Source organism: Mycolicibacterium arcueilense (genome assembly GCF_058536225.1).
The window spans coordinates 1369580-1391565 of the sequence record NZ_JBZTYL010000007.1; the positions used below are offsets into that span (position 1 = coordinate 1369580).

At 67.9% G+C, this 21986-nt stretch carries 23 protein-coding genes; 15 read left to right on the forward strand and 8 right to left on the reverse strand.

The window, feature by feature from the left end:
* Positions 1 to 2: 2 nt before the first annotated feature.
* Positions 3 to 926: an alpha/beta hydrolase gene (locus tag AC4LGL_RS10870; RefSeq protein ID WP_491838701.1), complete on the forward strand. Its 924-nt coding sequence runs from the start codon at positions 3 to 5 to the stop codon at positions 924 to 926.
* Between the two features lie 176 nt (positions 927 to 1102).
* Positions 1103 to 2338, forward strand: coding sequence for a MinD/ParA family ATP-binding protein (locus AC4LGL_RS10875; protein ID WP_491838702.1), 1236 nt, complete (start codon positions 1103 to 1105; stop codon positions 2336 to 2338).
* A gap of 9 nt (positions 2339 to 2347) precedes the next feature.
* On the opposite strand, the gene AC4LGL_RS10880 is transcribed toward AC4LGL_RS10875, so the two are convergent.
* Both AC4LGL_RS10880 and AC4LGL_RS10885 read right to left on the reverse strand, forming a co-directional pair.
* Positions 2348 to 2827 (reverse strand): SRPBCC family protein, encoded by a 480-nt coding sequence (locus AC4LGL_RS10880; protein WP_491838703.1) that lies wholly within the window; start codon positions 2825 to 2827, stop codon positions 2348 to 2350.
* A gap of 33 nt (positions 2828 to 2860) precedes the next feature.
* On the reverse strand, positions 2861 to 3568 hold the full coding sequence (locus tag AC4LGL_RS10885; protein ID WP_491838704.1) for a DUF427 domain-containing protein: 708 nt from the start codon (positions 3566 to 3568) through the stop codon (positions 2861 to 2863).
* Positions 3569 to 3777: 209 nt separating this feature from the next.
* Between AC4LGL_RS10885 and AC4LGL_RS10890 the strand changes: the two genes are divergently transcribed.
* On the forward strand, positions 3778 to 4383 hold the full coding sequence (locus AC4LGL_RS10890) for a hypothetical protein (RefSeq protein WP_491838705.1): 606 nt from the start codon (positions 3778 to 3780) through the stop codon (positions 4381 to 4383).
* Positions 4383 to 5240 carry an acyl-CoA thioesterase gene (locus AC4LGL_RS10895; protein ID WP_491838706.1) on the forward strand — a complete coding sequence of 286 codons (858 nt, stop codon included), beginning with the start codon at positions 4383 to 4385 and terminating at the stop codon, positions 5238 to 5240. The genes AC4LGL_RS10890 and AC4LGL_RS10895 overlap by 1 nt, the downstream gene beginning before the upstream one ends.
* A gap of 22 nt (positions 5241 to 5262) precedes the next feature.
* Here the strand turns inward: AC4LGL_RS10895 and AC4LGL_RS10900 are convergent, their stop codons facing one another.
* Together AC4LGL_RS10900 and AC4LGL_RS10905 are read right to left on the reverse strand one after the other, a co-directional pair.
* Positions 5263 to 5517 carry a DUF2631 domain-containing protein gene (locus AC4LGL_RS10900; protein WP_088304089.1) on the reverse strand — a complete coding sequence of 85 codons (255 nt, stop codon included), beginning with the start codon at positions 5515 to 5517 and terminating at the stop codon, positions 5263 to 5265.
* A gap of 87 nt (positions 5518 to 5604) precedes the next feature.
* Entirely contained in the window at positions 5605 to 6939 is a 1335-nt protein-coding gene (locus AC4LGL_RS10905) for a cryptochrome/photolyase family protein (protein ID WP_491838707.1), read from the reverse strand.
* A 47-nt stretch (positions 6940 to 6986) separates the two neighbouring features.
* Between AC4LGL_RS10905 and AC4LGL_RS10910 the strand changes: the two genes are divergently transcribed.
* A complete protein-coding gene (locus AC4LGL_RS10910) occupies positions 6987 to 7856 on the forward strand; it encodes a TIGR03619 family F420-dependent LLM class oxidoreductase (protein ID WP_491838708.1) in 870 nt (289 codons plus the stop codon).
* Positions 7857 to 8113: 257 nt separating this feature from the next.
* Positions 8114 to 9415 carry a hypothetical protein gene (locus AC4LGL_RS10915; protein ID WP_491839328.1) on the forward strand — a complete coding sequence of 434 codons (1302 nt, stop codon included), beginning with the start codon at positions 8114 to 8116 and terminating at the stop codon, positions 9413 to 9415.
* A 51-nt stretch (positions 9416 to 9466) separates the two neighbouring features.
* Here AC4LGL_RS10915 and AC4LGL_RS10920 read toward each other — a convergent pair whose 3' ends face one another.
* Complete coding sequence (locus AC4LGL_RS10920) at positions 9467 to 10588, reverse strand: hypothetical protein (RefSeq protein ID WP_491838709.1); 1122 nt, start codon at positions 10586 to 10588, stop codon at positions 9467 to 9469.
* Between the two features lie 107 nt (positions 10589 to 10695).
* Between AC4LGL_RS10920 and AC4LGL_RS10925 the strand changes: the two genes are divergently transcribed.
* Complete coding sequence (locus tag AC4LGL_RS10925; protein WP_491838710.1) at positions 10696 to 11169, forward strand: histidine kinase; 474 nt, start codon at positions 10696 to 10698, stop codon at positions 11167 to 11169.
* A 20-nt stretch (positions 11170 to 11189) separates the two neighbouring features.
* Positions 11190 to 12008, forward strand: coding sequence for a DUF4097 family beta strand repeat-containing protein (locus tag AC4LGL_RS10930; protein WP_491838711.1), 819 nt, complete (start codon positions 11190 to 11192; stop codon positions 12006 to 12008).
* A 22-nt stretch (positions 12009 to 12030) separates the two neighbouring features.
* Here the strand turns inward: AC4LGL_RS10930 and AC4LGL_RS10935 are convergent, their stop codons facing one another.
* Positions 12031 to 12471, reverse strand: a complete 441-nt coding sequence (locus tag AC4LGL_RS10935; protein ID WP_491839329.1) for a nitroreductase family deazaflavin-dependent oxidoreductase — start codon at positions 12469 to 12471, stop codon at positions 12031 to 12033.
* Between the two features lie 24 nt (positions 12472 to 12495).
* Positions 12496 to 13338: an NmrA family NAD(P)-binding protein gene (locus AC4LGL_RS10940; RefSeq protein ID WP_491838712.1), complete on the reverse strand. Its 843-nt coding sequence runs from the start codon at positions 13336 to 13338 to the stop codon at positions 12496 to 12498.
* Between the two features lie 93 nt (positions 13339 to 13431).
* Between AC4LGL_RS10940 and sigI the strand changes: the two genes are divergently transcribed.
* The 5 genes from sigI to AC4LGL_RS10965 are packed head-to-tail and all read left to right on the forward strand — an operon-like array spanning position 13432 to position 18787.
* Positions 13432 to 14277 (forward strand): RNA polymerase sigma factor SigI, encoded by an 846-nt coding sequence (gene sigI, locus AC4LGL_RS10945; protein WP_491838713.1) that lies wholly within the window; start codon positions 13432 to 13434, stop codon positions 14275 to 14277.
* A gap of 30 nt (positions 14278 to 14307) precedes the next feature.
* Positions 14308 to 15492 (forward strand): 1-deoxy-D-xylulose-5-phosphate reductoisomerase, encoded by a 1185-nt coding sequence (gene dxr, locus AC4LGL_RS10950; protein ID WP_491839330.1) that lies wholly within the window; start codon positions 14308 to 14310, stop codon positions 15490 to 15492.
* Positions 15489 to 16709, forward strand: coding sequence for a M50 family metallopeptidase (locus AC4LGL_RS10955; RefSeq protein WP_491838714.1), 1221 nt, complete (start codon positions 15489 to 15491; stop codon positions 16707 to 16709). Before dxr ends, AC4LGL_RS10955 begins: the two co-directional genes overlap by 4 nt.
* Positions 16710 to 16722: 13 nt before the next feature.
* Positions 16723 to 17877, forward strand: a complete 1155-nt coding sequence (gene ispG, locus AC4LGL_RS10960) for a flavodoxin-dependent (E)-4-hydroxy-3-methylbut-2-enyl-diphosphate synthase (protein ID WP_491838715.1) — start codon at positions 16723 to 16725, stop codon at positions 17875 to 17877.
* Between the two features lie 55 nt (positions 17878 to 17932).
* On the forward strand, positions 17933 to 18787 hold the full coding sequence (locus AC4LGL_RS10965) for a GNAT family N-acetyltransferase (protein WP_491838716.1): 855 nt from the start codon (positions 17933 to 17935) through the stop codon (positions 18785 to 18787).
* An 18-nt stretch (positions 18788 to 18805) separates the two neighbouring features.
* Here AC4LGL_RS10965 and AC4LGL_RS10970 read toward each other — a convergent pair whose 3' ends face one another.
* Positions 18806 to 19366, reverse strand: a complete 561-nt coding sequence (locus tag AC4LGL_RS10970) for a peroxiredoxin-like family protein (RefSeq protein ID WP_491838717.1) — start codon at positions 19364 to 19366, stop codon at positions 18806 to 18808.
* 75 nt (positions 19367 to 19441) lie between these two features.
* Here AC4LGL_RS10970 and AC4LGL_RS10975 point away from each other — a divergent pair, with 75 nt between their 5' ends.
* Positions 19442 to 20050 (forward strand): TetR/AcrR family transcriptional regulator, encoded by a 609-nt coding sequence (locus AC4LGL_RS10975; RefSeq protein WP_491838718.1) that lies wholly within the window; start codon positions 19442 to 19444, stop codon positions 20048 to 20050.
* A gap of 91 nt (positions 20051 to 20141) precedes the next feature.
* On the forward strand, positions 20142 to 21965 hold the full coding sequence (locus AC4LGL_RS10980; protein ID WP_491838719.1) for a penicillin-binding transpeptidase domain-containing protein: 1824 nt from the start codon (positions 20142 to 20144) through the stop codon (positions 21963 to 21965).
* The last annotated feature ends 21 nt before the right edge of the window (positions 21966 to 21986 follow it).

The window sequence follows — 21986 nt, forward strand, 5'->3', positions numbered from 1 at the left end:
CCATGGCCTGGCTGGAGCGCCTCGACCCCGCGTTACACGGGTTTGCCGAGGCCCGGACCGACCTGAGCACCGATCAGCTGGGCGTGGTGCGTACCTCGCTGGATCAGCGTCGGCGGGACGCTGCGCAGGTCCTGGACACCCCCGGCGTGGAGATCGTCGGGGCCCGCGTCGCACTCGGGCGGCGCACCATCCCGGTACGGATCTACCGCGGTGGACCGTCGCCGTCGCCGGCGGTCGTCTACTGCCATTCGGGTGCCTTCGTCCTCGGCAACCTCGACACCGACCAGATCCAATGCGTGGAGCTGGCCCGGCGAGCCCGGTGCACGGTGATCGCGATGGACTACCGGCTCGCGCCCGAGTACCCGTATCCGGCCGCTTTCGACGACGCGATGGTGGTGCTCAACTGGGCCGCCACCCTGGCCGGGGAACTCGACATCGATGCCGGCCGCATCGCGGTTGCCGGCACCAGCGCCGGCGGCGCGCTGGCCGCGCTGCTGGCGCAGCACTCCGCAGCCGGTGCCGCTCCACCGATCGTGTTCCAGGCACTGCATCAGCCGGTGCTCGACGACCGGCCCACCCGGTCCAAGCAGGAATTCACCGACACCCCGGGGTTCGACGGTCCGGCGACGGTGGCGATGTGGCGGCACTATGCGGGCGGGAGGGACGTTCCGGAGACGGCGGTGCCCGCCCGGGCCGCGACCCTGGCCGGTGTGGCGCCCGCGCTGATCACCTGCTCGGAACTCGATCCGCTGCGCGACGAGGCACTCGACTATGCGCGCAGGCTGCTGGCCGAGGGCGTTGCCACCGAACTGCATCTGTTTCCCGGGACATGCCACGGGTTCGATTCGTTGCTTCCCGAGTGGGAGGTCAGCCACCAACTTTTCGCACTACAAGGTGCGGCTTTGCGCCGCGCCCTGCACGGATGACGCGGTAGCTGGCCAGCTCGGCGGTGGTTGCGATCGACGTTGTGGGCAATAATGCAGGTCTGTTCTATCCGGATTTCGCACGGACAAATCTGTGCGGCCGGTGCGACGATGGCTACGGCACGCCCGAGGGGTCAACCCGGGTACGTCGGGAGCGAGTAAGCGATTGAGAGGTAACTATGTCGGCCGACGACGACCGGCTCATGTACTCCGGCGACGCCAAACACGCCAGGGAACCTCTGGGATACGGCGGACTTGACGCCCTGCTGGGTGGACCGGTCGCGGCGCTGCCGAGCGGACGGTCCCGCCACGGCGACGCCAGGGTATCGACTCCTCCGATCGTTCTGACCTCGAATTTCGCCGCTCCCCGCGAATCGGAGATCACCACCAAGCTCCCGCCGGTCCCGGGCCGCCCGATCAGCGGGTCGTCCTCGGCCGGGAGCTGGATCCTGGAGCAGCCGGTTCCGCCGGCCGCTCCGGGAGAGCCCCGCGCCATCGACAATCTCTCCCGCGTCGGCGTGCGCTCCTCGGTCAAGATGCAGCCACGGCGCGGCTGGCGGCGGGCGGTCTATGTCACCACCCGCCTCAACCTGGGGTTGTCCCGTGACGAACTGTACGAACTGGACCTCTACGCCAGGGTGCGCCGCACCGCCCGTGAGTCCCACCAGATCGGTGTCTTCGGCCTGAAGGGCGGCGTGGGCAAGACCGCTGTCACCGTGGCGCTCGGATCGGTGCTGAGCGCGGTTCGGGGTGACCGGATCCTCGCCGTCGACGCCGACCCGGCGGGCGGCAATCTGGCCGATCGGGCAGGACGGCAGTCCGCGGCGACGGTGAGCGATCTCCTGGCCGCCAAGGACCTGTCGCGTTACAACGATGTCCGGGCCTACACCAGCATGAACGAGTCGAAGCTGGAGGTGCTGTCCAGCGATGAGTACAGCGGCGCCGGCCGGGCCTTCAACGACGCCGACTGGAATGCGGCCACCGCCGCTGTCTCCAAGCACTACAACCTGGTGCTGGCCGACTGCGCGGCCGACATGTTCGCGCCGGCGGGCCGTGGCGTGCTGGCGACGGTTTCGAGCGCGGTCATCGTGGCCAGCGCCTCGATCGACGGTGCCCGCCAGGCCGCGGTCACCATGGACTGGCTGCGCCACAACGGCTACCAGGACCTGCTCAACCGCTCCTGCGTGGTGGTCAACCACGTCGGGCCCCGCAAACCCAACGTGAACACCGGCGACCTGGTGCACCAGTTTCAGAAGCACGTGGCCCCGGGCCGGGTGTTCGTGCTGCCGTGGGACAAGCACATCGCCGCGGGCACCGAGATCCATTTCGATCTGTTGCGACCGGCGTTCCGGCGCCGCACCCTGCAGCTGGCGGCCGCGCTGTCCGACGATTTCGAGGGCGGCGCAGGCGTCTGATCCGCGGTCCTAGCTTGACCCGCCGCTCAGCTCCCGTGCCACAGCGGCGTGATAGGCGTCGATATTGGCCGGGTTGACCACGCGGAACAGCGCATCCGGCAACGGGGCATCTTTGTAGGCCTCGATGGTCATCGTGCGGCTGAACAGCGTGATGTCGTTGCCCGGGCGGGTGAACTGGTACTGCACGGTGATGCGGCCTTCTTTACCGCCGTTGCCGTCGGCATCGTGGCCGAGCCGGCCAACCGAGTTGAACACCCACATCCGCGGTCGCATGGCGATCGCCAGGTGCCAGGTGTAGATCTGCGTGCCGTCGGGTCCGGCCTCGGTCCAGGTGTCGCCGACCTCCAGCGGTAGCCGCTCGGGTAATCCGCCGATGTGCGCGCTGCCCGGATAGGTCTTCACCCAGTTCGCCGGATTGGTGACGAAGTCATAGATCTCCTCCGCCGATTGTGTGAACGCGGTTTCGGAACTGGTCGTCACGATGCCCAATGTTGTTCGCCTTCCTCGGTATTCCCGGTGTGGTCAGAGTTCGCAGCCGCAGGTTGCCGATGCCCCCGAGGAGGGGAGCTCGGCGAGGATGTCCACCCGCGTGGTGTCGAAGCTGAGGAATCCCTGGATGGGCAGGGACTCGGGAGGGGTGTCGGGGTAACTCCACGCCACGTCGGCGATGACGGTGCCGCCGACGACCGCCGACCAATAGGTGGCGGTGCCCTTGTAGTTGCAGTACGACGTGGTCGAACTGGGTTGCAGGAGATCGGTGCGGACCAGGGTGGGGTCCACATACAGCCGCGGTTCCAGCGCAGTCTCGAAGACGATCACCGTGTCGTCGGTGTCGACCAGAACGGTGTCACCGGCCGTCACCCGCAGGCCGCGGCGGGTCGGCCGGCAGTCGACCCGGTGGTAGGGGTTCGGCGGGTAGTGCACCAGCTTGCGTCCCTCTTCGAACCATGCGTCGACGGCATCCCAGGGCACCGTCACATATCCCGGTGCCTCGGCCACGGGCGCGTGCGGAAGGTCGCCGACCTCGTCGCTCGGAAACGCATAGCTGAGCGGCTGGCCGGCGCGGTGCACCATCAGGGCATGTTCGGTGTCGAGTACGGCGACATCACCGCGCAAGGCTTGAATACGGCGCGGGTGCGGTTCGACGTAGACCGTGCCATCAGCGAGCGGAGGTGTGAACCAACCGGCCGGTTGTGTACTCAACGGACCCCGCCCTGCGACGAGACTCATTGCGGGACCTCCATTTTGGCAGACCTGCTGGTTGTGGGCGCGGCTATCGAACGCAGCGGTGTCCGTTCGTGGGACTGATCGCTGCGTCCAGATAGAAGCTTTACAGATTCTCTTGAGAATGTCACGCTGTTGGGTGAGGCGGGCCACACCGCAACACCCCCGTCGAGAGTGCCGGCCGATCAGCCCTTTGGACCCGGATTGGATGCCCTATGTCCCCACAGTCAGGAATGTCCGCACAGTTGTCCGAAGCGCGCGGCGGCAATGTGCTCGGCACGGTTGCTCGCACCAGCCCGCTCTCCGGGCCGCGGGCGCGGCCCGACAAGGCCCTGCAGTACGAACTCAACGTGGTGGCTGCCGATGTCACCGCCGTGGTGTCGGCCATCGGCGGATGGTTGTTCGACCGGGCGATGGCGGGCTGGCGCGTCGGCGTCGCCGCCGATGCCTGTGCAGACGAGCGTGCGCTCCGGATCCTCGGGCTGAAAGCCGTTGATCTGACCGGCCTGTGGCTGCCGACCGAGGCGGATGCGGTGGCGATGACTGCGATCGCGACCGACCGGTTCGAATCCGGCGACCACGTACGCACCGTGCGCCGATCCGGTGCCGGTGTGGTGTTTTTCGGGGCACACGGCCCGGACGGTCTCGGTGAGGCCGTTGACCGCGTGCAGTACCGGCCGAGCGCGGCAGCGCTGGCGTTCAAGGCCCACGCCTTGGCGGTCGCCGGGGCGGATCCGGGTTCGGCCGGGCAGGTGGAGACACTGTTCCGGTATGGACGGTCGGCGGGCCTGCTCGAGGCCGATCTGGTGCCGGTGTGTTGATGCCCCAACAGGCGTCCGTCGCCGGCCTGCTCGAGGTGTTCGATGTGACGCCTGTCGGGCCGGATCGGTTCGTCGGCGTCACCGGACCGGCCGGCACCGACGGCAGGCAGGTGGCCAAGGGTGCGCAAGCGTTGGGCCAGGCCATCGTCGCGGTGGCAAAGCGGTGCCCCGACAAGACAATTCGTTCGGCGCATGCGGTCTTTACCAGGCCGATCGAGATCGACTCCACCGTTGAGCTGGCGGTGAACGTGGTGCACGAGGGCCGTTCGACGGCGACGGCTGTGGTGGCCGTCGCCCAGGATTCACGGTTGTGCGCGACCGTTACGGTCCTCGCCGATGTGCCCACGGGCGACGTCGTCAGTCACCATGCGTTGCGGCCCGACGTCGAGACGCCCGAGGATGCCCACCCGGCCGGGCGGGCGATGGCGGGTCATGAGTTGCGCCTGGTCGATGTGGTCGACGTGAACAATCCCGAGGAGGTGGGGCCGCCCGAACTCTATGCCTGGCTGCGCTATGACCCGATCCCCGAACGGGACGATCTCGCCAAGGCGCTGCTGGCGTATTTCACCGGGCAGCTCGGAATCTCCACCACCATGCGGCCGCATCGGGGGATCGGCACGGCGCAGGCGCACTCGACGCTGTCGACAGCCCTGATGTCGACAGCGGTCAGCTTCCACGAGTCGGTGGAGTGGGACGGTTGGTTGCTCTACAGCCACGAGAGCACCGCGGCCGGACAGGGGATGTCATATGTCCGCGGTCAGGTGCATACCGAGGATGGCGAGTTGCTGGCTTCGTTCGCCCAGGAGGGGCTGATTCGCCCGGTGGATACCTCGATCGATGTGCCGGCCCGGTTGTAGGGCCGGCGGGCACGGTGCGCGGCTAGCGGATCCAGCCGCGGCGACGCAGCCAGATGTTGCGGATCACGGCCAGGAAGATGATCGCGGCAAACGAGATGAGGAACCAGTTCTCGACCCAGCCGATGTGGTTGCCGCGCATCATGACCAGCAGGAAGATCGCGGACAGGATGCCGCCGAGGTGGATCACCTTGATGTTCAGATCCGACCAGCCCCACGCTGCGGACGGCACTTCCTCGACGTCGACGCCGTTGTTGCGCTCCACTTCGGTGCTGGCCACGGTTGCTCCTCCGGATCGAACTGGCTTCAGGCTTGGCTTCCGCACATTCTGACATACGACACTGCGTCGTACGCCGGCCCTGGGGGTTCAACCGAGACGCCGGTACCTCCGCAGGGCCTCCTGTCGCTCCTCGGCGTGGTCGACGAGCGGTTCCGGATAGGACCGCGGTCGGCCGGCGCCGAGTTTGTGCACATCGGCGACATCGGCCAACTCCGGTATCCAGCGTCGGATGTAGTCGCCGTCGGGGTCGAACTTCGCGCCCTGCAGGTTCGGATTGAAAACGCGGAAGTACGGTGCGGCGTCGGTGCCGCAACCGGCCGCCCACTGCCACCCGTGCTGGTTGTTGGCCAGATCGCCGTCGATCAACTGGTCCAGAAACCAGCGCGCACCCCATTGCCATGGCAGGTGCAGGTCCTTGACGAGAAACGAGGCCACGATCATGCGCACCCGGTTGTGCATGAACCCTGTCGAGGCGAGCTGGCGCATCCCGGCATCGACGATCGGGAAGCCGGTCCGGCCGTCCTTCCACGCCTCGAATGCCTGCCGGGCCGCCTCGTCGTCGTCCACTTCGATCGCGTCGAAATCGCGGTTCCAGTTTCGCCACGCGCTGTCGGGCCAGTGGTACAGCACCGCGGCATAGAAATCGCGGAAGGCCAGCTCCCTCAGGTAGGACTCGTCGTTGGAGTCGAGGTCAACGGCCATGGAGCGTGGGTGGATGGCGCCGAACTTGAGGTGTGCCGACATCCGGCTGGTGGCATCGAGGTCGGGGCGGTCGCGCCGGGCCGCATAATCGGCCAATTCCTCCGCCACCCAATCCCGCCACTGCGACCGCGCCGCGTCTTCTCCTGCTTCGAACGTCAGTTGGACTGTGACAGAAGGAATGTCGACGCGGGCGCCGACGTCGTCAGAGATGTCGGCCGGGTCCATCCAGCGCGCGGAATCGGGCCCGGAATCCGCAGGCATGCGCCAGCCGTGCCGGCGCCAGGCGCGGAAAAACGGCGTGAAGACCTGATACGGCGCTCCATCCGATTTGGTGATCCTCCCGGGCGACACCAGATAGCCCGATCCTGTCGTACACAGGGCGATCTCGCCGAGGGCGGCCCGGATCGCGTCGTCGCGGCGCCGGCCGAACGGCGAGTGGTCCTGCGAGACGTGCACCGAGGTGGCGCCGATGGCCCGGGCCAGCACCGGAATCCGCTGTTCTGGTCGGCCACGAGTCACCAGAAGTTTTCCGTCGAGGTTGTCAGACAGGTTGCGCAACGCCCGGTACAGATACTGCAGGCGACGTGCACCCGCGGATGCCTCCAGTCGCGGATCGAGCACGTAGCAGGCGAGTACCTCGCCGCCTTCTCGTGCGGCTTCCAACAGGGCGGGATGGTCGTGGCACCGCAGGTCTCGCCGGAACCAGAGCAGCGTGGGCATGTGTCCATGCTGCCGATGAACACACCGGAATACACGGAAGGTCGCAGATGCAGTTCTGGAGCGGTACGGCATTCATGGACACCACCGACGCGCTGGCGGTGGCGCCGTTGCTCGACGAGGCCGGCTATCACGGCATGGTCTGCTCGGATCACATGATCTATCCGCGCGAGCTGTCGTCGCCGTACCCGGACTCGTCGACGGGCAAGCCGCCGTGGGCACCGGAGACAGCGTGGCCGGACTCCTGGGTACTGATCGGGGCAATGGCGGCGCTGACCCGCCGGTTGCAGTTCTCCAACGCCGTGTACGTGGCGCCCGCGCGTCCGCTGCTCGAGGTCGCCAAGCAGGTGGCGACGGCCGCGGTGATCTCCGGTGGGCGGGTGGCCCTCGGGGTCGGGGTCGGCTGGATGCGTGAGGAATTCGAGCTCATGGGCCAGGATTTCGATACTCGCGGTAAGCGGCTGGACGAGATGATCCCGGCGCTGCGCGAGATCTGGCGCGGCGGCTGGGTGTCGTACGAAGGGCGGTACTACTCGATTCCCGAGCTGATGATCGAACCTCATCCGCCCGCCCCCGTGCCGATCCTGTGCGGCGGTGAATCAGAGGCGGCGCTGCGGCGTGCGGCCCGATCCTGCGACGGCTGGATCGGCTACGCGTACACCCTGGAGCAGGCCACCCGCTACACCGCCAGGTTGGCCGAACTGCGCCGTGACTACGGGCGGCAGGACGAGCCGTTCGACATCATCCTGGCACTGCTGGATCCGCCCTCGCCGGACCTGTACAAGCGGGCCGAGGATCACGGGATCACCGCGGTGATGTGTGCGCCCTGGCTCTCAATGCCCAACGGCGCCAGCGGCGTCGACCGATTCCGCGGTCCCATCGAGCAGTTCGCCGAGACGATCATCGCGAAGGTGCAGTAGAGCAGCTCGCCCAGATCGCCCTATGCTTTTGAAAAAGCAAACAGTGCAGAGGAGCGACGGTGAAGCGGACGGTGCGGGTCGGCCAGGCCGGCGCGGCCGGTGTGCTCATCGCTCTCGGCATCGGACTGGGCGCCTATAACTCCTGGTGGGTCGCGCTGCTGCTGTCGATTCCACTGATCGTCGGGGGAGTCGCGCTGACGCCCCGGCCATCACGCGTCTCCGAACTCGATCCGTTCGTCGAGCAGACCCTCGGCGAAATGGTGCCGGTACGGGTTGACGCACTGACCCGCAGTATCCTCGCCGAGGATGATCTGCAGCCGACGCTGGTGACCGCGACGATCAGCCCGCCGCACGACACCGCCTATCAGGCGCGGTGGATCGCCTCGATGTCGCGCGGTGACTTCCGGTCACTGACCGACAGCCCCGATACCGTGTTGCCACCCAAGCGGCTGCCGCCCCGCGAGCCGGCCCGCCCACCCGAGTTCCACGATCAGCCCGGCAAGTGGGCGGTGATCTATCCGGCGGTCACCATCCTGGTGGCGCTCACGGTGATCTTCGGCGTCGGCGATGCCTGGCACATCTCGCTCACCAACGCATCGGCCCCCGCGGCGCCGCGTGCCGACGCCGGGCCCAAGTCCAAGAGCATGAATCTGAATGTCCGACGGGACGGCATGATCCGCGCGATCACCGCGCAATTCGGCCCGGCCGCGGCCAACAATCTGCTCGATGTCCGCCTCACCGGCAGCGGGTCGGATTACGGGACAGTGCTCGACCCGACCAACGGCGACACGACGACCGTGTACATCAACAACGGCGGAGACGCGTTCACCACTCCATCGCCGCGAGTTCAGCGCAAAGACAGCACATTTCTCGCCACCGACATCGCGTCGACCGATCTGAACGCGATCGTCGACAAGATGGTGCGCCAACTTGATTCACAGGGCCGGCTCAGCAAACTGGACACCCTGGAGATCAAGCGGTCGGGCCCCGGCGCTCCGGTGATTCTGACCGGTACTTTCGGCAGCAAGACCATCGACGCGCTGCCCGATGGCACCGTGGGCGAGATCTTCGACCCGGCAGATTTCGCGGTCTCGTTCCAGAAGGCGCGAGACGGCTTGGCGCTCGCCGGGATCGCCCCCTCAGACCGGGTGCTGACCAACTTCGAGATCCGGGGCACACACCGGGCCACACCGACAGCGCGCCCGAGCGAAGTCCAGACCAACGGCGGTGTGATGCTCGATTTCCAGACCGGTGACCGAGCCGGCCAGATCATCGTCGTACCGGGAGAGTTGCCCGAGATCACCGACGAGTCGTACAACTCGGGACGGCAGACCTTCTCCTTCGATGACATCTCGCAGCAGGCTTTCGAATCCGTTCGCGCACAGGCGATGCAACGCGGCGCCCTGGAGCCCTACGAACGCGAGGCCGTCGACATCTGGCTGACGGACCGGGAGATCGACGAGCACCGGTTGGCGGTCCGGATCGAGCTCGCGGGTGTCGAAGAGGCGACGGGGACGTACTCGCTCACCGGAGAATTCCTCGCGCCGGGCGCGATCTGACTCGTCAGCTGGGCCGCCACTGCGTTCAGCTCGGCCTTGCGGCCACTGAGTTCAGCTCGGCCTTGCGGCCTCGATGGACCGCCGGGTGACGCCTTCCAGCTGCACCAGTTGGACTTTGGGTGGATGCAGGACGCCGCGGTCGACGAGTTTGGTGACGATGTCGCGGACCCGCCCGTAATACGCCGCCTGCTCGGCTGGTGCCGTACTCGATTCCGCGTGGTTGTAAAGCTTGAGCGCAGTGTCCAATTCGGTCTGGTCGGCCGGTTCGAGATAGGTGGTGCCGACCTTCTTGCCGTGTGATTCGCAGGCGATCCAGGCTCGGCGCAGCGTGACCACTGCCTGTTGGTAGGCGTCGGCCAGGCTCCTGTTGCCCGGATAGTCCTCGGTGCGCAGGGCCGCTGCCTCATCGAGCGCGACGTGGAAAGTTTGGGTGGTATCGACCGTCACATCGGTGATGGCTGGATAGCGCAGCATCATCGTCGGGTCCAGTTCGTAACTGCCATAGGCGCTCAGGATCTCGTTGTGGCGCCGGGATGCTTCCTCCCACAACCGTTTTGCCGCCTCGTCGGTACCGGCGTCGGCGATCCGCGATGTGGGGTTGGGCGTCGACGGCGCGGCAGGCGTCTCGACGTCGTCGGGTTCGGCATCGGGCAGCGTCGCCCGCAGGCGGCGCAGGATCTCGGCTGCCGCGGGATCGGATCCGACGACAGCCACCCGCCACTCGTCGGTGCCGTTGGTGGCGTCACTGCCGGTGGCGAAGGTGAGTGTCAGGTAGTTCTGGCCACGAACCGTCAGGCGCCGGGTGTTGGTCGTCGCCGCGGTCTCACCGGCCGGACCTGCTCGGCTCACTGCCGTCAGCGACGACAACGGGTAACTGACGATCGCGTGGGTCTCATCGCCGAGATAGACGGTGTCGGCATCGACCGTGATCAGCACCGCGCCCGGCTTCTCCAGGCGCCCGTACGTGGCCGTGCCCAACGCCACGGTGACGAGCAGTGCCGCGACCACTGCAGTGAGAAGGCTTGGTGCCCCGAGGTAGTTGAGGCCCACCAGTGCGGCCAGGCCGGCCACTCCCGCGGTGCCCGCCGCGGCCAGGGTCGCCCCGTGGCGGCTGGTCAGGTACTCGGTCCGAGCAGTGACGGGGATCGTCCGGGCGTCCTCGGCGGAGTTCATCCGCCTGAGCATACGGTCGCGCCGAGGTGGTCCGTCAGCGCGCGCCGCGGTGGAATTGCGTCAACATGCTGCTTGTGATGACATCGAAATGATGTCAATATGACAGCATGGACTTGCAGCCGTATGTCGACACCGTCCGGCACGAACTCGGCGTGGCCGCCGCGGCGGGAGGAGTCGAGGCCGAGGCGTTGGCCCAGCGACTGACCGTGCCACTGGATTCGGCGCTGCGGCTGGCACTGCTGGAGGCGCTGTCCGAGGCGGCCGAGCAGATCACCCGTGAACTCGCTCCCGGATCCGTCCACGTCCGGCTCAACGGGCGTGACCCCGAGTTCGCGGTCGAGTCCGCGGAGGCCGACGCTCCCGCGCAGCCCGTCGTGGACGTCCCCGACGACGGCGACGGCGGTACCTGGCGCGTGTCACTACGACTCCCGGACAGCCTTCGTGCCGGAGTGGAGGCCGCCGCTCGACGCGACGGTGTGTCCGTGAATGCCTGGCTCGTACGTTCCGCCGCAGCGGCCCTCGGTCGGACCGGGCGTCCGAGTCGCGGCACCGACAAGACCTTCAGCGGCTGGGTCCGCTGACCGATCGACAGGAGAAACCGATGCCCAAGTTCCACACCGCCGAACCCATCACGGCCGTCGTCGAAGTCGTTGCCGGCTCGGTGCACCTGGCAGCCACCGACCGCGACGACACCGTCGTCGACATCAAGCCGCGGGATCCCGAACGCACCTCCGACGTGCGTGCGGCCGAGCAGGCCCGGATCGATTTTCACGACGGCACCCTCGTGGTGACCGCAGGCCGGAAGGTCCTGTCGATGGGGCGCGGGGGAGCGGTCCGCGTCGACATCGCCCTGCCGACCGGCTCCCGGCTGAACCTGTCCTCGGCGTCGGCCGACATCGACGCCGACGGTGGGTACTCGGACTGCCGCCTCGCCACGGCCAGCGGAGCGATGCGGGTGGCCACTCTCGTGGGAAACCTCAAGGCAGACAGCGCCTCCGGTGACATCACCGTCGGCGATCTGACGGGCAACGCGCGGATCGCCACGGCGTCCGGCGACGCGCAGATCGACCGAGTGGATGGCGATCTGAAGTTCCAGGCGGCCAGCGGCAGCCTGACCGTCGGAACGCTGCGCGGTCACGCCAGGCATCAAACCGCCTCGGGTTCTGTCACCATCGCCGTAGCCGTCAACGGTGCACTGAGTGCGCAAACCGGCAGCGGCGAGGTCGAAGTCGGCATTCCGGAGGGCACTGCCGCGCGGCTCGAACTCAAGACCCACTCCGGCACTGTCGACAACGGGTTGCAGTCTTCGGACGGCCCGGCCGACGGCGACGAGACCTTCAGGCTCCAGGCCCGCACCGGATCGGGAGACATCTCGATCCGCCGTGCCGTCGGTCCGGTGTCCGCGGGCCACTCCGCTTAGCCGACCGGTTGTCCGCGGCGCGCTAGGCCGGATCGAACCGAAACACCGTCAAACGTCCTGCCAGTGCCTCGAACTCGTCGGGTGTGCCGTCGACCACCAGGCCGCTGCGCTTGGCGAACCCGACACCGACCGGAACCTTGACCGCGAACGCTCGCAGCGCCGGACGCGACTGGTCCGGCGTGAGTTCGACAATCCTGACCGTCCGGGACCGTCGGCCCCGGGTCAGCGTTCCGGTACGGGCGGCGCGGGCATTGGCCGCCCAGTCCGAGCCGGGGTAGCCGGCAACGGTGTAGAGCCCGCCGTCGTGGTCGAACGGCGTCATCGGAGTGCTGCGGGGTTTACCCGTCCTGCGGCCCGGAACGGTGAGTACCATCGCAGGGCCGGTCGGGATGCCGAGGCTCTGCACCGCCATCATCACCCTGTTCATCGGCTTGAGCCACCGCGGTGGGTGGGGCTCGGTCACGTGTTCCGACATGTCTTGTCCTCCTCAGTTATTGGCGAAAATCTCGCGGTGGTCGGCTACCCAATCGGCGAACGGCGTGGCCGGCCGCCCGAGAATCTTGTCCACCTCGTGGGTGACCAGTGCGGGCCTTTCGACCGTGTCGGCCAACAGGCCCATGTAGGCATCGGCGAACGCGGGCGGAAAACCCAGATCGACGAACCGCTGCCGCACCACCTCGGTGGGCACCTCGTGATAGTGCAGCGGCCGGTCCAGCACGCGCCCGATCGTGGCCACCAGTTCGGTGTTGGTCAGCGCCTGTGGGCCGGTCAGCGGAATGCGCTGTCCCACAAGGTCATCGGTGAGCAGCGCGACCGCAGAGACGGCCGAGATGTCAGCATCGACGATCACTGCGGTAGACGCGCCGGCATACGGTCCGCTCACCACATCGCCGGCCCGGATCTGCGCCGACCACATGCCGGCGAAGTTGGATGCGAACACGGTGGGGCGCAGGCTGACCCACTCCAGGCCGGAGGCCACGGCCAGCTCCTCGACCTCGCGGTTGCGGTCCCCGCGCACACGTGACGGTTGGCGGGAGTCGTCGTCATCGGCATTGATCGCCGACAACGCGACGAGGCGCTGCACCCCGGCGGCGCGGGCCAGTTCGACCGTCGCGGCCAGCTCCTGCCCCAGCGCCCGGGAATTGAGGAATACCGCCGATGCGCCGGCCATGCCCTCGGCGGCCGACGGGACCAGTTCGACGCCGGGAGGGAATGCCGCGGTCTGCGGATCACGGGTGACCGCGCGCACCTGGGCACCGGCACGGACGAGTTCGGTGACAAGCGGGCGGCCGACATTGCCGGTTGCGCCCGTGACGAGAATTGTGTTCATGCAATCAAGGACGGGGCGGCCGTCCGAAAAGTTACAGCGGCACCAATTCAAGGCCGCGAGTAACTTTTCGGGCCGCGGATTCGTCGTAGACACATGAACGGATCTGCCGGTCTCGAGGCGGCGTGGCGCGACCACCATCCCTATCTGGTCAACCTCGCCTACCGCATGCTGGGCGACATCGGCGACGCCGAGGACATCGCCCAGGAGGCGTTTCTGCGGCTGGCCGGCGCCGACCAGGAACATCTCGATGACGTTCGCGCCTGGTTGACCGTGGTGGCAGGCCGGCTGTCCCTGGACCTCCTGCGGTCGGCCCGGGCTCGGTTCGAGCGCCCCGACGGCTCGGCGGCACTGGACACCACCGCGGCTGTCGGCTCCGACCCGGCAGACCGCGTCACGCTCGACGACCAGGTCGGCTCGGCACTGCTGGCGGTGCTGACCCGGCTCAGTCCCGGCGAGCGCGTTGCATTCGTACTGCACGACATCTTCCGGATCCCGTTCGACGACATCGCCGACACCGTGGGACGCCCGGTCGGAACGTGCCGCCAGCTGGCGCGCCGCGCCCGGACGAAGGTGACCGGCGCCGCGCCGACGCTGGATGAGGTCAGCACCGACGAGCACCGACAGGTCACCGATGCGTTCATCACCGCGTGTGCCAACGGCGACGTGGCGGCGTTGGCCTCGGTGCTCGACCCGAGTGTCTGGGGGGTCGGCACCGTGCTCACCGACCCGGCCCTGCGTCAGGTCAACCACGGCCGCCGGGACGTCGCGACAAACCTGCTCCGCTACCTCGGACCAGGCGCGACGGTGGTGTGCGCGGCCGAGCCGGTGCTGCTGGCCTACGACCGGCGCCGGCTGTTCGCCGTCGTGGTGCTGACCATCCGCGACGGGGTGGTACTCAAGATCGAGGCCACCGCCGACCCGTCGGCCCGTACGCATTAGGGGACGCCGGTCACAGCGCGGCACAATGGTCTGGTGAGCGATTCCCCGGCGCGGCAGCGCGTGCTGATCCTCGGAAGCACCGGATCCATCGGCACGCAGGCACTCGACGTCATCGCAGCCAATCCGGACCGGTTCGAGGTCGTCGGCCTGGCTGCCGGTGGGGGTAACCCCGACCTGCTCGCCGCCCAGCGCGCCGCGACCGGCGTGACCAACATCGCGGTGGCCGACGCGGCCGCCGCGGAGAAGGTCGGCGACGTGACCTATGCCGGGCCCGACGCGGCAACCCGCCTCGTCGAGAACACCGAAGCCGATGTGGTGCTCAACGCGCTGGTCGGGGCGTTGGGGCTGGCGCCGACACTGGCCGCCCTGGCCACCGGTGCGCGGCTGGCCCTGGCCAACAAGGAGTCACTCGTCGCGGGTGGCCCCCTGGTGCTCAAGGCGGCCGGACCCGGTCAGATCGTCCCGGTGGACTCCGAACACTCCGCGATGGCCCAGTGCCTGCGGGGCGGCACCGCCGACGAGGTCGCCAAGATCGTGCTCACCGCGTCGGGCGGTCCGTTCCTCGGATGGTCGGCCGCCGACCTGGAATCGGTCACCCCGGAGCAGGCCGGCAAGCATCCGACCTGGTCCATGGGCCCGATGAACACGCTGAACTCGGCCACCCTGGTCAACAAGGGCCTGGAGTTGATCGAAACCCACCTCCTGTTCGGCATCGACTACGAGCGCATCGAGGTCGTGGTGCATCCGCAGTCGATCGTGCACTCGATGGCCACCTTCACCGACGGCTCGACACTGGCCCAGGCCAGCCCACCGGACATGAAACTGCCGATCGCACTGGCGCTGGGCTGGCCGGCACGGGTACCGGGTGCGGCCCTTTCTTGTGACTTCACCACCGCCTCCACCTGGGAATTTCTGCCGCTGGACAACGAAGTGTTCCCCGCGGTGAACCTGGCGCGGGCGGCCGGAACCGGCGGGGGATGCCTGACCGCGGTGTACAACGCCGCCAATGAAGAGGCGGCCGAGGCGTTCCTCGCGGGCCGCATCCCGTTCCCGGCGATTGTGCAAACCGTCGGTGACGTGTTGCACGCTGCCGACCAGTGGGCCGCCGAACCCGCTACCGTGGAAGAAGTACTCGACGCGCAGCGGTGGGCCAAGGAACTGGCACGGCGCACGGTCGAGCAGAAATCCGTCAGAAAAGGGCTCGTCACCAAATGATGTTCGTTATCGGCATCGCGCTGTTCGCGCTGGCCATCCTGGTATCGGTGGCCCTGCACGAATGCGGGCACATGTGGGTGGCGCGCGCCACCGGGATGAAGGTGCGACGCTACTTCGTGGGCTTCGGCCCGACGCTGTGGTCGACGCGGCGGCCCAACCGGCTGGGGGAGACCGAGTACGGCCTCAAGGCGATCCCGCTGGGTGGGTTCTGCGATATCGCCGGCATGACGTCGGTCGACGAGATCGCACCCGAAGACCGGCCGTATGCGATGTACAAGCAGAAGGTGTGGAAGCGCGTCGCGGTGTTGTTCGCCGGGCCCGCGATGAACTTCATCATCGGGTTCGTGCTCCTCTACGCCATCGCGATCATGTGGGGTCTGCCCAACATCAACCAGCCCACCACCGCCATCGTGGGTGAAACGGGTTGTGTCGCACCGCAACTGACCCTGGAGAAGATGGGTGAGTGCCAAGGTGCCGGGCCGGCGGCGAAGGCCGGGATCCTGGCCGGTGACGAGATCGTCAAGGTCGGCGACACGCAGGTGTCCGATTTCTCCGCGATGGCCGCAGCGGTCCGCAAACTCAACGGTCCGGTGTCCATCGAACTCAAGCGTGACGGTCAGACCATCACCACCGTCGTCGACGTGACCCAGACGCAACGGTTCACCAGCGCGGACGCCAAGGAAGCGGCCACCGTCGGCGCGATCGGCGTCAGCGCCGTCCCCGTCAAGCCGCCGACGCAGTACAACCCGATCACCGCGGTGCCCGCGACGATCTCGTTCACCGGCGACATGAGTGTCCAGTTGGCCCACTCGCTGGCCAAGATCCCGACCAAGATCGGGGCCCTGGTAGACGCGATCGGCGGCGGTGAGCGCGACAAGGAGACCCCGATCAGCGTCGTCGGCGCGAGCATCATCGGTGGCGAGACGGTCGAGGCCGGGCTGTGGGTGGCGTTCTGGTTCTTCCTGGCGCAGTTGAACTTTGTGCTCGGCGCGGTCAACCTGGTGCCGCTGCTGCCGTTCGACGGTGGCCACATCGCGGTGGCGACGTACGAGAAGATCCGCAACATGTTCCGGGCGGCCCGCGGCAAAGTGGCCGCAGCCCCGGTCAACTACCTCAAGCTCATGCCCGCCACGTACGTGGTGTTGCTGGTAGTGGTCAGCTACATGCTGCTGACCGTGACCGCAGACCTGGTCAACCCACTCAGCATCTTCCAGTAGGAGAACCGACAACATGACGTCCATCGGTTTGGGAATGCCCGCGCCCCCGGCGCCGACCCTGGCGCCGCGCCGCAAGACCCGTCAGCTGGACGTGGGCGGTGTCGGCATCGGCAGCGAGCACCCGATCGCGGTGCAGTCCATGTGCACCACCAAGACGCACGACATCAACTCGACGTTGCAGCAGATCGCGGAACTCACCGCCTCGGGCTGCGACATCGTGCGGGTGGCCTGCCCCCGGCAGGAGGACGCCGACGCGCTCGCCGAGATCGCCCGGCACAGCCAGATCCCGGTGATCGCCGACATCCACTTCCAGCCCAAGTACATCTTCGCCGCGATCGACGCCGGCTGTGCCGCCGTGCGCGTCAACCCCGGCAACATCAAGGAGTTCGACGGCCGGGTCAAAGAGGTGGCCAAGGCCGCCGGGGATGCGCGCATCCCGATCCGGATCGGCGTCAACGCCGGCTCGCTGGATCCGCGGCTGCTGCAGAAGTACGGCAAGGCCACGCCTGAGGCGCTGGTCGAATCCGCGCTGTGGGAGGCGTCGCTGTTCGAGGAGCACGGCTACGGCGACATCAAGATCAGCGTCAAGCACAACGACCCCGTGATCATGGTCGAGGCGTACCGCCAACTGGCCGCCCAGTGCGACTACCCGCTGCACCTCGGTGTCACCGAGGCGGGTCCGGCGTTCCAGGGCACCATCAAGTCCGCGGTGGCGTTCGGCGCGTTGCTGTCGGAGGGCATCGGCGACACCATCCGGGTGTCCCTGTCGGCGCCGCCGGCCGAAGAGGTCAAGGTCGGCAATCAGATCCTGGAGTCGCTGAATCTGCGACCGCGTGGCCTGGAGATCGTGTCCTGCCCGTCCTGCGGGCGCGCCCAGGTCGACGTGTACACGCTGGCCAACGCGGTGAGCGCGGGGCTGGACGGACTCGACGTCCCGCTGCGGGTCGCGGTGATGGGCTGTGTGGTCAACGGTCCGGGCGAGGCCCGAGAGGCAGATCTGGGCGTTGCCTCCGGTAACGGCAAGGGCCAGATCTTCGTCAAGGGTGAGGTCATCAAAACCGTGCCCGAGGCGCAGATCGTGGAGACCCTGATCGAAGAGGCGATGCGCCTGGCGGAATCCGCGGGTTCAGATGATGCCAGCGGTTCGCCTGTGGTGACCGTAAGCTGATAGCGACCCTGTGAGCGGGGTCACCCAGCCTTGGCTTGAGCAGAGGGAATCGCCAATGTCGGCTCCGCCGCTGTTTCGACTCGTCGACGAGCGACGAGTGTCCGTGGTGCGTGACGCCACCTCCTGCCTGCAGGTGTTCGACGAGGACCCGGTGGGGTCGTGCATGGTGGCCGCGCGTGTCGCCGAGTTCGGCGTCGAGCACGGCGCGATCGGCGGGGAGCTGTGGACGCGGCGCGGCGTCACCGAATCGCTGTGTTACGCCGGGCCCAATCTGATCCCGCTGCGCGGGGACACCGAGGATCTCAAGGCTTTCTCGGACAAGGCGATGAGCACCGCGCGGCGCTGCTCCTCGGTGGTGGGCCGCGCCGAGCTGGTGATGCCGATGTGGCGTCGGCTGGAATCGGTGTGGGGTTCGGCCCGCGACGTCCGCGAGCAGCAGCCGCTGATGGCGTTGAACTCGATGCCGATCTGCGCGATCGACCCGGCGGTCCGCCCGGTGCGGATGGAGGAACTCGACACCTACCTGGTGGCGGCCATCGACATGTTCATCGGCGAGGTCGGTGTCGACCCGCGGTTGGGCGACGGTGGACGTGGTTACCGTCGCCGCATCGCCAGCCTGATCGCCGCGGGACGGGCGTGGGCCCGGTTCGAGCGCGGCGAGGTGGTGTTCAAGGCGGAGGTCGGGTCGCAGTCGCCCACGGTCGGCCAGATCCAGGGTGTGTGGGTGCATCCGGAGTGGCGGGGCCATGGGCTCGGCACGTCCGGGACGGCTGCGCTGGCGGCCGCCGTGGTGGCCTCGGGCCGTATCGCGAGCCTGTACGTCAACAGCTACAACACCGTGGCCCGGGCGACGTACGCCCGCATCGGCTTCGGACAGGTCGGCACGTTCGCCACCATCCTGCTCGACTGAGCGCGTCGGGCCCGGGCGTCATCGCTGTCCGGCGGCGGCTCGTGCCAGCAGCTCGTCGACCGACCATTGATCGTCGGCGTGAGCGCCGTATTTGGCCGCGAGTACCACGCCGTCCGGTGCGATCAGGAAATCCGCGGGTAGCCCTAGTCGTCCACCGGCCTGCCGGCCGGCCGGGGCGCGGAATCGCCCGCGCAGGGTCAGGGCACTGCCCCGGATGATCGCCGGCCAGCTGCGGGGATCGAGCAGGGCGCGGGGGCTGGACTCCACGTCGAACTGCCGGTAGATGTCCTTGTCCGGGTCGGCGACCGTCGCGAACGGCAGATCCGCTGTGTGCTCGGCCAATTCGGCGGCAGGGGAGTGGAAGAAGACCACTTCGCGGATGCCCGCGGCGTTGATCTCGGCATGCCGGGCGACGAAGGACTGCAGATGCAGATTGCAGATCGGACAGCCGGCGAAGCGCCTGAACTGTAGGTGGACCAGATCGCTCGGATCGGGCACCGGTATGTGTTCGCCTGTGACACTGCGGAATTGGTATCGGCCGATGGTTGTGGGCGCCTTGGGTGAGGCGGATGTGGTCACGGCTCCTCCTGGTTAGAGTGCGCTGTACGCCTATGATTGGACGCTATAGGAGTACGGTGTACGCTGTCAATCGTCATGCCTCGCCCACGCTCACTCACCCAACGTCAGGTTGCCGCCGCCGCGCTCGAGGTCGTCGACACCGACGGGCTGGCGGGTCTGTCGATGCGTGCTGTCGCTCGTCGGTTGGGCATGGGCACCATGTCGCTGTATCGCTACGTGGCCGATCGGGACGAGCTCGAAGCGATGGTGGTGGACCTCGTGCTCGACGGAGTCGACCTCGCGTTGCCGCGGGGATCGACACGCCACCAGCTCGCTGAGCTCGCCGAGCGGGTACGTACGGCGACTGCGCGGCATCCGGCGGTGGCACCGCTGATGCTCACGCATCGGCACCGCTCGCCGGCGTCACTGTGCTGGGGTGAGTCGGTGCTCGGCGTGCTCACAGCCGCCGGATATGACGGCAAGCGACGGGTCTACGCGTTCCGGGCACTGCTCGCCTACATCTTCGGAGCGCTTGAGATCGAGACACTGGGAAGCCTGGCCGGGCCCGGAACTCAGGTCCTGGCGGGTTTGCCGGCCGGCGACTACCCGCTGTTGTCGGAGACCGCGGCTGCCGCCGCAGGGATCGGGCCCGATGAGGAGTTCCGGCGCGGCCTCGAAATCCTGTTGAGTGCGCTGGACGTGTGAAGCGGGCAACTCGTCGGTCTCACCACAGTCTCGGTTCGGTATCGGTGCGCCTCCGACGATTCCGGCGTCGACGTTTCTAACATCAGCCTCAATGGCAACTCAAACATCATCAGTCACACGGACCGCAGGCCTGTTGACGGTCATCGCGGTCCTCGGGGCCACGGCGCTCAGTGCCTGCACCCCGCGGCCCGACGGGCCCGAGCCCGCCGCCGAACAGTTCTTCGCGGCGCTGGCCACTGGTGACACCGCCGCCGCGGCGGCGCTGGCCGACCGGCCCGACGATGCCAAAACCGCCCTCGGTGAGGCGTGGAACGGTTTGCAGGCCACCGGACTCGACGCGCAGATCCTCGGTTCGAAGTACGCCGGGGACACCGGCAGCGTCACCTACCGCTACACCTGGCACCTGCCGAAGAACCGCAGCTGGACCTACGACGGCCAACTCAACATGATCCGCGACGAGGGTCGGTGGGAGGTGCGCTGGAGCGCCACCGGACTGCACCCCAGGCTGGGTGAGCACCAGACCTTTGCCCTGCGGGCCGACGCGCCGCGACGGGCATCGGTCAACGAGCGTGGCGGTACCGACGTGCTGGTGCCCGGCTACATCTATGCCTACGCACTCGACGCGCGAGCGGCCGGTGCCGCGCTGATGCCGACGTCCCGTGCGGTCGCCGACGCCCTGCGGGGATTCGACCCCGCCCTGGGCGACCCGCAGCGACTTGCCGAACAGGCCAGCGCGTCCGCGCAGCCGATGAGCCTGATCACGCTGAGGCAAGCCGACAACGACCGGATCGCGCCCGCCATCGGCCGGCTGCCCGGCGTCGTCATCACCCCGCAACCCGAAATGCTGCCCACCGACGAGACTTTCGCCCCGGCGATCGTCAACGAGGTCAAGAGATCGGTGGCCGACCAGCTCGACGGTCAGCCGGGCTGGCGGGTCGTCACGGTCAATCAGAACGGCGTCGATGTCGACGTGCTCAACGAGGTGCCCGGTGATCCGGCACCGTCGATCACCATCAGCCTGGACCGCTCCGTGCAGGACGCCGCACAGAACGCGGTCAACACCACGGGCAAGCAGGCGATGATCGTCGCGATCAAACCGTCCACCGGCGAGATCCTGGCCGTCGCGCAGAACGGGGCCGCCGACGCCATCGGACCGCTCGCCACGATGGGCCAGTTCCCGCCCGGATCGACCTTCAAGATGGTCACCGCGGGCGCGGCCATCGAGCGCGACATGGCCACGCCCAACACCCTTTTGGGTTGCCCCGGCACGCTCGACATCGGGCACCGGACCGTCACCAACTACGACGCATTCGATCTCGGCACCGTTCCGATGTCACGCGCATTCGCCAATTCGTGCAACACCACCTTCGGTGAACTCGCCAGCCGCATGCCGCCGCGCGGTCTCACCCAGGCTGCTGCGCGCTACGGCATCGGTACCGACTACCAGGTGGACGGCCTCAACACGTTGACCGGTTCGGTGCCGCCGACGGTGGACCTGGCCGAGCGCACCGAGGACGGCTTCGGTCAGGGCAAGGTGCTGGTCAGCCCGTTCGGCATGGCGCTGGCGGCCGCGACCGTCGCGGCGGGCAGGACGCCGGTGCCGCAACTCATCGAGGGCCGCCAGACCATGGTCGACCGCGCGGGGGCGCCGATCAGCCCGAAGATGGTGGACGGACTACGGCCGATGATGCGGTTGGTGGTGACCAACGGCACGGCCAAGGATCTCAACGGGCTCGGCGATGTGCGCGGCAAGACCGGAGAGGCCGAGTTCATGGGGGGCTCGCACTCCTGGTTCGCCGGCTACCGCGGGGACATGGCGTTCGCTGCGCTGATCGTCGGTGGCGGCAGCTCGGAGTACGCGGTGCGGATGTGCAAGACCATGTTCGACAGCCTGCCCCCGGACTACCTGGCCTGAACGGCGGTACCGTTGAACCTG